Origin of the sequence: Streptomyces sp. NPDC047085 (genome assembly GCF_040643735.1) — a bacterium.
Taxonomy (GTDB): Bacteria; Actinomycetota; Actinomycetes; order Streptomycetales; family Streptomycetaceae; genus Streptomyces.
This window is the reverse complement of sequence record NZ_JBEYUW010000004.1, coordinates 380239-393598: the sequence shown is the minus strand read 5'-3', so window position 1 is coordinate 393598 and position 13360 is coordinate 380239. Positions and strand designations below refer to the sequence as shown.

The 13360-nt window shown below is 71.0% G+C and carries 12 protein-coding genes; 7 read left to right on the top strand and 5 right to left on the bottom strand.

The genetic code is table 11. The annotated features are described in order from the left end of the window. Positions 1–255 precede the first annotated feature (255 nt). A complete protein-coding gene (locus ABZ865_RS17265) occupies positions 256–1080 on the bottom strand; it encodes a maleylpyruvate isomerase family mycothiol-dependent enzyme (protein WP_361230681.1) in 825 nt (274 codons plus the stop codon). Positions 1081–1262: 182 nt separating this feature from the next. Here ABZ865_RS17265 and ABZ865_RS17260 point away from each other — a divergent pair, with 182 nt between their 5' ends. After that, on the top strand, positions 1263–2069 hold the full coding sequence (locus tag ABZ865_RS17260; protein ID WP_361230678.1) for a carbon-nitrogen family hydrolase: 807 nt from the start codon (positions 1263–1265) through the stop codon (positions 2067–2069). Positions 2070–2186: 117 nt separating this feature from the next. Beyond that, entirely contained in the window at positions 2187–2723 is a 537-nt protein-coding gene (locus ABZ865_RS17255; RefSeq protein ID WP_361230675.1) for a GNAT family protein, read from the top strand. 55 nt (positions 2724–2778) lie between these two features. Here ABZ865_RS17255 and ABZ865_RS17250 read toward each other — a convergent pair whose 3' ends face one another. Together ABZ865_RS17250 and ABZ865_RS17245 are read right to left on the bottom strand one after the other, a co-directional pair. Next, positions 2779–3273, bottom strand: coding sequence for an LURP-one-related family protein (locus tag ABZ865_RS17250; RefSeq protein ID WP_361230672.1), 495 nt, complete (start codon positions 3271–3273; stop codon positions 2779–2781). 66 nt (positions 3274–3339) lie between these two features. Further along, positions 3340–4377 carry a helix-turn-helix domain-containing protein gene (locus ABZ865_RS17245; protein ID WP_361230669.1) on the bottom strand — a complete coding sequence of 346 codons (1038 nt, stop codon included), beginning with the start codon at positions 4375–4377 and terminating at the stop codon, positions 3340–3342. 51 nt (positions 4378–4428) lie between these two features. Here ABZ865_RS17245 and ABZ865_RS17240 point away from each other — a divergent pair, with 51 nt between their 5' ends. Then, on the top strand, positions 4429–4815 hold the full coding sequence (locus tag ABZ865_RS17240) for a cupin domain-containing protein (protein WP_361230666.1): 387 nt from the start codon (positions 4429–4431) through the stop codon (positions 4813–4815). Positions 4816–4910: 95 nt separating this feature from the next. Continuing rightward, complete coding sequence (locus tag ABZ865_RS17235) at positions 4911–6758, top strand: NHL domain-containing thioredoxin family protein (RefSeq protein WP_361230662.1); 1848 nt, start codon at positions 4911–4913, stop codon at positions 6756–6758. A gap of 100 nt (positions 6759–6858) precedes the next feature. Here ABZ865_RS17235 and ABZ865_RS17230 read toward each other — a convergent pair whose 3' ends face one another. Beyond that, entirely contained in the window at positions 6859–8157 is a 1299-nt protein-coding gene (locus tag ABZ865_RS17230; RefSeq protein WP_361230659.1) for a M18 family aminopeptidase, read from the bottom strand. 170 nt (positions 8158–8327) lie between these two features. After that, entirely contained in the window at positions 8328–10154 is a 1827-nt protein-coding gene (locus ABZ865_RS17225) for an acyl-CoA dehydrogenase (RefSeq protein WP_361230656.1), read from the bottom strand. Positions 10155–10500: 346 nt separating this feature from the next. Between ABZ865_RS17225 and ABZ865_RS17220 the strand changes: the two genes are divergently transcribed. The 3 genes from ABZ865_RS17220 to ABZ865_RS17210 all read left to right on the top strand — a co-directional run bounded on the left by ABZ865_RS17220 (position 10501) and on the right by ABZ865_RS17210 (position 13272). After that, positions 10501–10983 (top strand): SseB family protein, encoded by a 483-nt coding sequence (locus tag ABZ865_RS17220; RefSeq protein WP_100827275.1) that lies wholly within the window; start codon positions 10501–10503, stop codon positions 10981–10983. Between the two features lie 131 nt (positions 10984–11114). Further along, entirely contained in the window at positions 11115–12092 is a 978-nt protein-coding gene (locus ABZ865_RS17215) for a pirin family protein (protein WP_361230652.1), read from the top strand. A 109-nt stretch (positions 12093–12201) separates the two neighbouring features. Continuing rightward, positions 12202–13272, top strand: coding sequence for an AI-2E family transporter (locus tag ABZ865_RS17210; protein WP_361230649.1), 1071 nt, complete (start codon positions 12202–12204; stop codon positions 13270–13272). The last annotated feature ends 88 nt before the right edge of the window (positions 13273–13360 follow it).

Genomic DNA, 13360 nt, shown 5'->3' with positions numbered 1-13360 from the left:
GGGGGTTCTCGCCGTTGGCGGGTGCGGGTGCGGGTGCGGGTCGGGGACCTGTACGCGAGCCCGTCCCCTGGCGCACCCGTACTCGTGTACCCGTCGCGCTGCGCGCCTCGCACCAGAGCACCCGCATCCGCACTGGCGCCCGGCACCCGCGACGCCCCCAGCCGGTGCCGACGTCCGGACTGCCTGGCACCTGTGTCCCGCAGCTGTGCGCGCCTTGTGCTCACGCGCCGCAACCTGGGCCGGCGCCTCCGGCTCTCACGGTGTGATCGTGAAGTTCCTCAGGATCGCCGAGGTCAGGTCGGGGTCGCCCTCGGTCTTGATGCGGTCGGCGACGGCCTCGGGGGTCACGCGGCCGCAGGCCAGGCGGACGTAGGTCTCCCAGTCGAGGGAGAGGGTGGCGGCGGGGCCGAGGGCGGGGGCGGTTTCCAGGGTGCCGCGGCCCTGGATGTCGACGCGGATCGTGCGCAGGAACTCGACCGGGCCGTGCACGTCGAAGACGACCGCGGAGCTGCGCGGCGCGTTCGCGTCCTTGGCCACGACCTTGGGCAGCGCCTCCAGCAGCACGTCACGGGCGATGTACGCGCCCGGCGAGTCGAGGTTGCCGGGCATGCCGAGGGCCGTGCGCAGATCCTGCTCGTGCACCCAGACGTCGAACGCCCGGTTGCGCATCGCCTGCTCCAGGGTGACCTCGGTACCCAGCGGGCCACGCACCATGGTGCCGGGCTCGCGGGTCTCGTTACGCAGCTGGCGGTTGCGGCGGATGACCGTGTACTCCAGCTCGGAGGTCATCTCCGGCGCCGTGTGGTGGCGGCGGACGTCGACCTGCATCTCCATGTACCGCTGGTGCTCGTTGGTGACGTGGAAGAGGTCGCGGGGCAGGCTGTGGATGGGGCGCGGGTCGCCGAGCATCTCGCAGTCCAGGCCGATCACGTGCGAGACCACGTCCCGGACCGACCAGCCGGGGCACGGGGTGCGCCGGTTCCACTCGCCCTCGACGAGCGACTGCACCATTTCGGATATCGCTTCGATCGAGTGGGTCCAGGCGTCGGCGTAGGGCTGGAGGGTGGGATGCAGACTCACGGAACGGGACCCCTTGGCGGTCGGTACACGGGCAGGTTGTGGCGGCTGTGCCAGCGGGAGGTGGCTGCACTCGGCGGGTGTCTCGAACCGCTAAGTTACGCTGCTCTGAGGCACCCCGGCAGTGCTTTCGTGTGACGATCGTAGGCCCGTGTGTCCGACTCGAATGCCAGGACGGTGGTAGTGTGCGCGCCTCGCTGATCCAGATTGCCGTGGACGAGGGCGAATCGGTTGCCGAGCGGCGGCAGCGGGCGGCCTCTCTGGTCCGCGGTCAGGCCGGAGCCGACCTGGTGGTTCTCCCCGAGCTGTGGACGACCGGCGCCTTCGCCTACGAGGAGTTCGGCCCGGAGGCCGAGCCGCTCGACGGCCCCACGTACGAGGTGATGGCCAAGGCGGCGAGCGACGCGGGCGTGTGGCTGCACGCCGGGTCCATCCCCGAGCGGGACCCGGACGGCCCCCTCTACAACACCTCTCTCATCTTCTCCCCCTCCGGTGAGCTGGCCGCGGCCTACCGCAAGATCCATCGCTTCGGCTTCGACAAGGGCGAGGCCGTGCTGATGGGCGCCGGCAGCGACCTGGTGACGGTCCGTCTGCCCGAGACCACGCTCGGGGTGGCCACCTGCTACGACCTCCGTTTCCCCGAACTCTTCCGCTCCCTCGTCGACGCCGGCGCCGAGACGCTGGTGATCCCGGCGGGCTGGCCCGAGCGGCGACGCGCGCACTGGACGCTGCTGGCTCAGGCGCGGGCGGTGGAGAACCAGGCGTTCGTGCTCGCCTGTGGAACGGCCGGGACGCACGCCGGAGTTCCGCAGGCGGGTCACTCGATCGTGGTGGATCCGTGGGGCGAGGTGCTCGCCGAGGCGGGCGCGGGCGAGGAGGTCCTCACGGTCGAGTTCGACCCGGCCAAGGTGGCGGCCACCCGCGAGCAGTTCCCGGCCCTGAAGGACCGGGTGCTCGGTCTTCAGCCTCCCCGACGGCAGCAGAGCCGGTAGCCGGCCCTCGCCCGCGCCGGCCCTCGTCGGCTGTCGCCCGCGCCGGAGTCAGACGCCATTGCCCACGCCTGCCACACGAGGTCGCACCCTGTGGTCGGGAGGATCAGGAGTCGTTCCATGTCCGATGAAATCACCCTGCGCCCGGTGACCGCCGACGATCTCGACCTGTTCGAGCGCGAGTTCAGCGGGCCCGAGGGGACCGGCCCGTACCAGTGGTTCGGCTTCGGTTCACCGGCCGGCCTGCGCCGGCAGTTCGCGGAGACCGGCCTGCTCGGCCCCGACGGCGGCGTGCTCTCCGTCGCGGAGGCGGGCCGGACGGTGGGCAGGGTCGAGTGGTTCGCGAGCACCTGGGGGCGGCCCGCCACCTCCACCTGCTGGACCCTGGCGATCGGCCTGGTGCCGGCCGCGCACGGCCGCGGCATCGGCACCCGGGCCCAGCGACTGCTGGCCGAGTACCTCTTCGACCACACCAGGGCCGAACGGCTCCAAGCCTGGACGGACTGCGCCAACCTCGCCGAGCAGCGGGCGTTGGAGAAGGCGGGCTTCGTCAGGGAGGGCGTGCTGCGCTCCGCGCAGTGGCGCGGCGGCCAGTGGCACGATCAGGTGATCTTCTCCATGCTCCGCGCGGAGCGGTCCGGCGGCGAACCGAGGTGAGCTGGTCATCCGGTTCCGCTCGTGATCGCCATGACGCTGCCCAGTCCTCCTCCGGCTAGTCCTCCTCCCCCTCCTTCTCCGCCAGGTGGACCACGCACACCGCCACCGCGATCAGCAGCGCCGGGTCCGCGTCCTCCCGTACGACGTCGACGCCGTACGTCTCCCGGATGGTCAGCCACCGGCGGGAGATCACCGCGAGGAGTTCGCCGTCGTACTCCACGACGAACTCGCGGTCGAGGATCTTGCCGCTGACGTCCAGATCGGTGCCGTCGACCAGGGACACCCGGTAGTGGTTGCGCAGGAGGGACAGGCGTTTGCGCCGGATGGTGGCCAGGCCTTCGCCGTCCCGCTCGATCACCATCGTGTCGCGCAGGGCGAACATCTTCTGGTGGATGTCGATCAGGACGCGTCCGTGGGCGTCCTTCAGCTCGAAGGTGTCCCGCAGCCGCATCGCCTTGCCGTCGACGAGGAACACCTTCCGGCCGTGCTCGTCCTCGATCCAGTAGTCGTCACCGATGCCGAGGAGCCGGTCGCGTACGAGGAATCTCATGTCGTCAGCACTTCCCCGGCACGGTGGGACCGTCACACGACGAGGGTGAGCTGCGGCAGGAGGAGCTCACGCACGCGTGCGTGTGAGGTTGCCGGGCGAGGATCCCGCCGGGCCGAAACGCTTTCGGTAGTCCGACGGGCTCAGTCCCGTCTCCCGCCGCAGCCGCGCCCGCAGATTGGCCGCCGTGCCCAGGCCGCTGCGGGCCGCCACCACGTCCAGGCGCTCCTCGCCCCGCTCGATCAGCCGGCAGGCGAGGGCGACGCGCTCCCCGGTGAGCCAGGCCAGCGGGGTCGTGCCCAGCTGGGTGCGGAAGCGGCGGTGCAGGGTGGCCGGGGAGACGGCCGCGCGGGCGGCCAGGTCCGCCACGGTCAGCGGTTCGCCGAGCCGTTCCTGCGCCCAGGCGAGCAGCGGGCCGAGCGACTCGTCGGGCACCTCGGGCACTGGGCGCTCGACGAACTGCCGTTGCCCGCCGTCGCGGTGGGACGCGAAGACCAGACGCCGGGAGACCGCGTTGGCGATCTCGGCTCCGTGGTCGCGGCGCCAGATGTGCAGCCCCAGGTCGAGCGCGGCCGCGCTGCCGGCGGCGGTCAGGACGTCGCCCTCGTCCACGAAGAGCACGTCCGGCTCCAGCCGCACCCTCGGGTGCAGCTGCCGGAAGGAGTCGGCCCACAGCCAGTGCGTGGTGGCCCGTCTGCCGTCGAGCAGCCCGGCCTCGGCCAGCGCGAAGCTGCCGGTGCAGAAGCTGACGACACGGGCGCCACGCGCGTGCGTGCGCCGGATCGCGTCCAGGACGGCGGCCCCACGCGGGACGACGTTGTCCGGCCGGCCGGGCACGATCAGGGTGTCCGCCTCGTCCACCGCGTCGAGTCCGGCCACGCCGGTCAGCGTGAAGAAGCCGTGGTTCATCCGCACCTGGGGCGCCGGGGCGCACAGCGCCACCTCGTACAGGGGCCGGGCCAGGCCCAGTTCGGGGCGCGGCAGCCCGAACAGTTCGGTGGCGACACCGACCTCGAACGGGTTCGTACCCCCGTCGACGATCACGGCGACCCGATGGATCCGCATCGGCTGACGGGTCCGTATCGGCTGAGAGGATCCTTGCGGCATACGCGATTTCTAGCACTCGTCGGCCGGCCGGGCACCCCGGACGATGAACCCATGGAACCGATCTCCCTGGAGGCGGCCCTCGCCTCCTTCACCGACCAGTGGAGCCCCCGCATCGTCACGGCGGTCAACGACTACGACGTCCGCGTCGCCAAGGTCGAGGGCGAACACGTCTGGCACGCGCACGACCACACCGACGAGTTCTTCCTGGTCCTCAGCGGCGAACTCCACATCGCCCTGCGCGAGCCGGCCGGCGAGCGCACGGTCGTCCTGCCCAAGGGCTCGGTCTTCACCGTCCCGCGTGGCATCGAACACAAGCCATACGCGCCCGTACCGACCGAGATCCTCCTCCTCGAACCGACCGGCACCCTCACCGTCGGCGACCGCCACGACGAGGTCCCGGACCACGTCGACGCGACGACGGGACACGCCCTGGACTGACCGGCATCCCGTCGCCGACCTCCTCGCCGACCTCCTCGGAGGCCTCGCCGCACATGTGTGATCCGGCGTTCGGACCGGAATGGCAAGCTTGAACCATGAACGATGCCGCCCCGGCGCCCACCCCCGCGCCCGCACCCCGCCGCCGTGCCCGTGTCCGCGCCCCCGAGCTGATCGGCAAGGGAGGGTGGCTGAATACGGGCGACAAGCAGTACACCCTGGCTGACCTGCGCGGACGCATCGTCATCCTGGACTTCTGGACCTTCTGCTGCATCAACTGCCTGCACGTCCTGGACGAGCTGCGGGAGCTGGAGGAGAAGCACCGGGACACCGTGGTGGTCGTCGGGGTGCACTCGCCGAAGTTCGTGCACGAGGCCGAGCACCAGGCGGTCGTGGACGCGGTGGAGCGGTACGGGGTGGAGCACCCGGTGCTGGACGATCCCGAGCTGGCGACGTGGAAGCAGTACGCGGTGCGGGCGTGGCCGACGCTGGTCGTGATCGATCCCGAGGGGTACGTCGTCGCCCAGCACGCGGGTGAGGGGCATGCGCACGCCATCGAGCGGCTGGTCGAGGAGCTGGAGGCCGAGCACGAGGCGAAGGGCACCCTGCGCCGGGGCGACGGGCCGTACGTGCCGCCGGAGGCGGAGCCGACGGTGCTGCGCTTCCCCGGCAAGGCGCTGCTGCTGCCCTCCGGGAACTTCCTGGTCAGCGACACCACCCGGCATCAGCTGGTGGAGCTGGCGGAGGACGGCGAGACGGTCGTACGGCGGATCGGGAGCGGCACGCGCGGGTTCGCCGACGGTGGCCCGGAGACGGCGGCGTTCAGCGAGCCGCAGGGGATGGCGCTGGTCGAGGACGGTGCGGCCGTGGTCGTCGCCGACACGGTGAACCACGCGCTGCGGCGCCTCGACCTCGGCTCCGGTGTGGTGAGCACCCTCGCCGGCACCGGCAGGCAGTGGTGGCAGGGGTCGGCGACCTCCGGACCGGCCCGCGAGGTCGACCTGTCCTCCCCGTGGGACGTGGCGGTCTTCGGCGGCAAGGTGTGGATCGCCATGGCCGGTGTCCACCAGCTGTGGACGTACGACCCGGTCACGGAGACCGTCGCCGTGGGGGCCGGCACCACCAACGAGGGCCTGGTCGACGGGCCCGTTGCCGAGGCGTGGTTCGCGCAGCCGTCCGGGCTCGCGGCCACCGAGGACCGGCTCTGGCTCGCCGACTCGGAGACGTCGGCGCTGCGGTGGGTGGATCGGGACGGGCACGTCCACACCGCCGTCGGCACCGGATTGTTCGACTTCGGGCACCGGGACGGCGCCGCCGAGCAGGCGCTGTTGCAGCATCCGCTGGGCGTCACCGCGCTGCCTGACGGCTCGGTCGCCGTCGCCGACACCTACAACCACGCCCTGCGCCGCTACGACCCCGCCACCGGCGAGGTCACCACCCTCGCCACCGATCTGCGCGAGCCCAGCGACGCCGTGCTGGTCGGCGAGGACATCCTGGTCGTGGAGTCGGCCCGGCACCGGCTGACCCGGCTGCGGCTGCCCGAGGAGGCGGTCCGGGTCGCGGCGGTCGCGCACCGTACGCAGCGTGCGGCGACGGAGGTCGGGCCCGGCCGGCTCCGGCTCGACGTGATCTTCCAGGCCCCCGCGGGTCAGAAGCTGGACACGCGGTACGGCCCCTCGACCCGTCTGCTGGTCTCCTCGACCCCGCCCGAGCTGCTGCTCGCGGGAGAGGGCGCCGACACGGACCTCTCCCGTGAGCTGGAGCTGAACCCCTCCGTCACGGAGGGGGTACTGCACGTCTCCGCGATGGCCGCGAGCTGCGACGACGATCCGGCGAACGAGTACCCGGCCTGCCATGTGCACCAGCAGGACTGGGGTGTTCCGGTGCGGGTCGTCCAGGGCGGGGTGGAGCGGCTGCCGCTGGTGCTGGCCGGGATGGACGAGTAGGCGCTCCGCTGGGGGCCGGGAGGAGCCGGGCCCCCCAGCCCGCCGACCAGCCCCCTCCGACCAGCTCTCCAGTTCCTCCGACCAGTTCCCCAGTCCCCGGCTAGTCCTCCAGGAACGCCACCAGCGCGTTCGCCAGGTGGAACGGGTCGTCGGCGCCGCACAGTTCGCGGACGCTGTGCATCGACAGGATCGCCACGCCGATGTCGACGGTCTTGATGCCGTGGCGGGCGGCGGTGATGGGGCCGATGGTGGTGCCGCAGGGGAGGGAGTTGTTGGAGACGAAGGTCTGGAAGGGGACACCGGCCTTCTCGCAGGCGGCGGTGAACACCGCGCGGCCCGAACCGTCCGTGGCGTAGCGGTTGTTGACGTTGACCTTGAGGATGGGGCCGCCGTTGACGCGCGGGTGGTGCGTGGGGTCGTGCCGTTCCGCGTAGTTGGGGTGGACGGCGTGGCCCGTGTCGGAGGACAGGCAGACGGTGCCGGCGAAGGAACGGGCGCGGTCCTCGTAGGAGCCGCCGCGGGCGAACACCGAGCGCTCCAGCACGGTGCCGAGCAGCGGGCCGTCCGCGCCGCTGTCGGACTGCGAGCCGTTCTCCTCGTGGTCGAAGGCGGCCAGGACGGGGATGTGGGCGAGGGGCGCGCCGGAGGTCGCGACGGCGGCCAGGGCGGCCGTGCCGGCGTGCACGGAGAGCAGGTTGTCCATGCGGGGGCCGGCGACGAGTTCCCGGTCCCGGCCGAGGTAGGCGGGTGCCTCCACGGGGTGGACCATGATGTCCCAGCCGGCCACCGAGCCCGCGACCAGGCCGGCCTCCTGTTCCAGGAAGGCGATCAGGTCGCCCTCGCGCACGTCGTCGCCCACGCCCCACACCGGCTGCAGATGGCGCTGCTTGTCGAGCTTGAGACCCTCGGTGCTCACCGAGCGGTCCAGGTGGACGGCGAGCTGGGGCACGCGTAGCAGCGGCCGGTCCACGTTGACCAGGACCGAGGAGCCGTCGCGCAGGGTGAGCCGGCCGGCGAGGCCGAGGTCCCGGTCGAGCCAGGAGTTCAGCAGCGGTCCGCCGTAGATCTCCACCGCCATCTGGCGCCAGCCGTGCGCGCCGCTGTCCGGCTGGGGCTTGGCCCGCAGGTTCGGGGAGTCGGTGTGCGCGCCGATGATGCGGTGCGGGGTGTGCGGGGCCGCGCCCTCGGGGACGTACCAGGCCACGAGGGCCCCGCCGCGCAGGACGTACTTGCCGCCGCTGCTCCCGTCCCAGGCGTCCGTCTCGGCGACCTGCCGGAAGCCCGCCTTCTCCAGGCGCTCGGCGGCGTTCGCGACGGCGTGGTACGGCGACGGGCTCGCCGCCAGGAAGGACATCAGGTCGTCGGTGTGGCCGCGGTCGAAGCGGGACGGTGCGCTCATGACGTTTACCTTAACGACGTACGCGGGCCCGCTCCCGATATGGGGAAGCGGGCCCGCGCAGGTGGTTGACGGGGGCGGGAGGCGGCCTATGGGAAGAGCCTCCCGGAAGGGACCGAAGTGCCGACGTGTCCCTTCCGGAGTTCTTCCAGTAGGCGGCCTCGTCCAGTCTCCTAGAAGGCGGCCTCGTCCAGCTCCATCAGGTCCAGGTCGACGTTCTCCGAGATCTTGCGGGCCAGGGTGACGCCGGGCAGGACGTTGGCCGCGAAGAACCTCGCCGCCGCGATCTTGCCGGTGTAGAACGCCTTGTCCTTCGCGGGCGCCGTCTCCAGCTTCTCGGCGGCGACCGCGGCGCCCTTGAGCAGCAGGTAGCCGACGATCACGTCGCCGGAGGCGAGCAGCAGGCGGGTGGTGTTGAGGCCCACCTTGTAGATGTTCTTGACGTCCTGCTCGGTGGCGGCGAGGTCGGTCAGCATCAGGCCGACGATCGCCTCCAGCTCGACGGCGGCCTTGGCGAGGTGCTCGCGGGCCTCCGCCAGCGCGTCGCCGCCCGTGCCCAGCGCGAGGAACTTCTTGATGTCCTCGGCGAGGGAGTTGAGGGCCGCGCCCTGGTTGCGGACGATCTTCCGGAAGAAGTAGTCCTGGCCCTGGATCGCGGTGGTGCCCTCGTACAGGGTGTCGATCTTGGCGTCGCGGATGTACTGCTCGATCGGGTACTCCTGCAGGAAGCCGGAGCCGCCGAAGGTCTGCAGCGACTGGGCGAGCTGCTCGTAGCCCTTCTCGGAGCCGTAGCCCTTGACGATCGGCAGGAGCAGGTCGTTGAGCGCGTGCTCGGCGGAGGCGTCCTCGCCGTCCGCCTCCTTGACCGCGATCGCGTCCTGGACGGAGGCGGTGTAGAGGACGAGGGCGCGCATGCCCTCCGCGTACGCCTTCTGCGTCATCAGCGAGCGGCGCACGTCGGGGTGGTGGGTGATGGTGACCTTGGGCGCGGCCTTGTCCATGAACTGGGCGAGGTCCGGACCCTGGACGCGCTCCTTGGCGTACTCCAGCGCGTTGAGGTAGCCGGTCGACAGGGTCGAGATCGCCTTCGTGCCGACCATCATGCGGGCGAACTCGATGATGCGGAACATCTGGCGGATGCCGTCGTGCTTGTCGCCGATCAGCCAGCCCTTGGCGGGGTGGCGGTCGCCGAAGGTCATCTCGCAGGTGTTGGAGGCCTTCAGGCCCATCTTGTGCTCGACGTTGGTGGCGTAGACGCCGTTGCGCTCCCCCAGCTCGCCGGTCTCGAAGTCGAACAGGTACTTCGGGACGAGGAAGAGGGACAGGCCCTTGGTGCCGGGGCCGGCACCCTCGGGACGGGCGAGGACGTAGTGGAGGATGTTCTCCTCCATGTCGTGCTCACCGGAGGTGATGAAGCGCTTCACGCCCTCGATGTGCCAGGAGCCGTCCTCCTGCTGGATCGCCTTGGTGCGGCCGGCGCCGACGTCCGAGCCCGCGTCGGGCTCGGTGAGCACCATGGTGGAGCCCCAGGTCTTCTCGACGGCGATCTTCGCGATCTTCTTCTGGACCTCGTTGCCCTCCTCGAAGAGGACGCGGGCGAACCCCGGACCCGAGGAGTACATCCAGACCGCGGGGTTGGCACCGAGGATCAGCTCGCCGTACGCCCACAGCAGGGACGGGGGAGCGGTGGTGCCGCCGATCTCCTCCGGCAGGCCCAGACGCCAGTACTCGGAGTCCATGAAGGCCTTGTAGCTCTTCTTGAAGGAGGCCGGGACGGGCGCGGTGTTCGTCTCGGGGTCGAAGACCGGCGGGTTGCGGTCGGCGTCGGCGAAGGACTCGGCCAGCTCGTTCTCGGCGAGGCGGGTCAGCTCCTCCAGGACGCTCTTGGCGGTCTCCGTGTCCATCTCCTCGAACAGGCCGGTGCCGTAGACCTTGTCGCGGCCGAGTACTTCGAAGAGGTTGAACTCGATGTCGCGGAGATTGGACTTGTAGTGCCCCATGACGGCTCCGTAGAGAGATCGGCGAGGCACTGACTCCTCGCACTTAGTTCGTTCACGTACCAACAAGTAGCTCCGATGATGCTACCCGTCGGTAATAAGGCGCAACCCCGAACCGGTCATCTGTGACGCGTCTCAAGCGACACGCAAGCCGTCACGCCCGCGGCCCGCCTGAATGTGCCCTAACGCTCCCGCGCGCTACGGCTGTTCGAGCGATCCCACACCTCCGGACCGGGCGTGTCGCGTAACCCCTCCGCTGCGTTCCGTCACTGATCCACTCCGGCTCACGCGTGAGGTTCCGGCGCCGTAGGCCGTCCGGGTGGCGGGGTGGCTCGGTACGCTTGCGCCCATGTACGGATACGGCCAGCCGATGGACGGGGGCGCTGCGCAGCAGCAGTACGCCCCGCCGCAGCAGCAGATGCCGGGCGGTGTCGGCGGGTACGGCCAGCAGCCGCCGCTGTACCCCGAGCCGTCCCCGCCCTCGCTCGCGGACGCGGTGCGCGCCTTCACCACCGGGCAGATGTCCGCCGAGGACTTCCAGCAGATCTTCGCTACGTCGAAGGTGTACTGCCCGCGCGGTGACACCCCCGGCTTCCTCGCCCTGCACAACACCCAGCAGCCGGTGATCCCGATGTTCACCTCGCTGAAGGAGCTGCGCCGGTACGCGGGCAAGGAGTCGAAGTACTTCGTCATCACCGGTGCCGAGGTGATCGACCTGCTGCCGACCGGCTACGGCTTCGTCCTGGACATGGAGGGCGAGCACCGGATGGTGTTCGACGCCAAGGCGGTGGAGCAGATGGTCGACTTCGCGATGCGCCGGATGTACGGCTAGATGAGACGCCCGGCGACGGTCCGGGGAGAGCCCGGCGAGAGCCCGGAGGGAATGCCCTCCGGGCTCTTTCTGTTGTGGGGTGGCAGAAAGTTCAACGCTCAACTAAAGTGGTTGCACAAGGAGGTACCGACATGCCTGCAGTGACCGTTGAGAACCCGCTGAGCCTGCCCCGTGTGGCCGCTCCCGCCGACGCCGTGGCACGCCCCGTGCTGGCCGTCACGACCGCACCGAGCGGGTTCGAGGGTGAGGGCTTCCCGGTGCGCCGGGCGTTCGCCGGGATCAACTACCGCCACCTCGACCCGTTCATCATGATGGACCAGATGGGCGAGGTGGAGTACGCGCCGGGCGAGCCCAAGGGCACCCCCTGGCACCCCCACCGCGGTTTCGAGACCGTCACGTACATCATCGACGGGACCTTCGACCACCAGGACTCGAACGGTGGCGGCGGCACCATCACCAACGGCGACACCCAGTGGATGACGGCGGGCTCGGGCCTGCTGCACATCGAGGCCCCGCCGGAGTCGCTGGTGGTGTCCGGCGGTCTCTTCCACGGACTGCAGCTGTGGGTGAACCTCCCGGCCAAGGACAAGATGATGGCCCCGCGCTACCAGGACATCCGCGCCGGCAACGTCCAGCTGCTCACGTCCCCCGACGGCGGCGCGCTGCTCCGGGTCATCGCGGGTGAACTGGACGGTCACGAGGGCCCCGGCATCACCCACACCCCGATCACGATGATCCACGCGACCCTCGCCCCGGGCGCCGAGATCACCCTGCCCTGGCGTGCCGACTTCAACGGTCTCGCGTACGTCCTCGCGGGCCGCGGCAGCGTCGGTGCGGAGCGCCGGCCCATCCACATGGGTCAGACCGCCGTCTTCGGCGCCGGCTCCTCGCTGACCGTCCGCGCGGACGAGAAGCAGGACTCCCACACGCCGGACCTGGAGGTCGTGCTGCTGGGCGGGCAGCCGATCCGGGAGCCCATGGCCCACTACGGCCCGTTCGTCATGAACACCAAGGACGAGCTGATGCAGGCCTTCGAGGACTTCCAGAAGGGCCGCCTGGGCACGGTCCCGGCGGTGCACGGCATGACGGAGAGCGGTCCGCAGGGCTGAGGTGCCGCCGAAGTATGAGGTGAGGCACCAGGGGTTCCGGCCCCTGGTGCCTCACCCGCCCAGCCCGTCGTGGCAGGACAGCCGGCGGTCGGCGTGATCCGCTGGACGCGTGCAGCTGTTGCCCGATCCCGTGCGCCGTCTCGCCGCCTGGTGCGCCGTGCTGCTGCTCGTCGCCGGGGTGGTCTGGGTGGGCGTGCGGCTGTGCGGGGAGTTCCGTACGGCCGTCACGCCGGTGCTGCTCGCCCTGCTCGGCACCGCCCTGCTCGGCCCGCTGTACCGCAGGCTGGTGCGGGCGAAGGTCAACGCCTCGGTGGCGGCCGGGCTGACCTGTGTCGCCGTGCTGGCGGTCGTCGGCGGCGCCGTGTACATCGTCGTCGCCGCGCTCGTCGACACCGGCGACCAGATCATCGCCTCGCTCCGGGACGCGGCCCGGTCCGTCGCCCAGCACTTCGGGGCCGCCGGGACCGGGCTCGACGACCTGGCCGCCAACTCCCGCCGGCTGCTGAGCAAATTCGGCGGTACGGCGGTCTCCAACGTCATCAGCGGTGTCAGCGTCGTCGGCGAGAGCCTCGCCATCGCCGTGCTCGCGCTGCTGCTCGTCTTCTTCTTCCTGCGCGATTCCCACCGCGCCGTCGACGCTCTCCGGTCGCTCGCCCCCCGGGGCACCGCCGACACCCTGGAGGCGATGGCGCGCCGCGCCTTCGAGGCGGTGGAGGGGTTCATGCGCGGCACGACCCTGATCGCCCTCATCGACGCCGTCTGCATCACCGTCGGGCTGCTGATCCTTCAGGTGCCCGGCGCGGTCGGCCTCGGCGCGCTCGTCTTCGTCGGCGCCTACATCCCCTACCTCGGCGCCTTCGTCTCCGGCGCGGTCGCCGTCCTGGTCGCCCTCGCCGACCGGGGCTTCGTCATCGCGCTGTGGGCGCTCGGGGTCGTGGTCGCGGTGCAGCTGCTGGAAGGGCACGTGCTCCAGCCGGCCATCCAGAGCCGGACCGTGCAGATGCACCCGGCGGTGGTGATGCTGGCGATCACCGCCGGGGCGTCGGTCGCGGGCATTCTCGGCATGCTGCTCGCGGTACCGCTGACCGCGGCCGCCTTCGGCGTCGCCCACGAACTGCGGACGCACTACGGCACTCCCGAACCCTCGGACTCGCAGCACCCGGAACCGTCGGGCCCATAGCCTCCCGAGCGGTCGGGCCGTGGCCCCCCATCTCGCTGTACCCCCATCCCGCTGGACCCGTCCCGCTGGACCCGTCCCGCTGGACCCT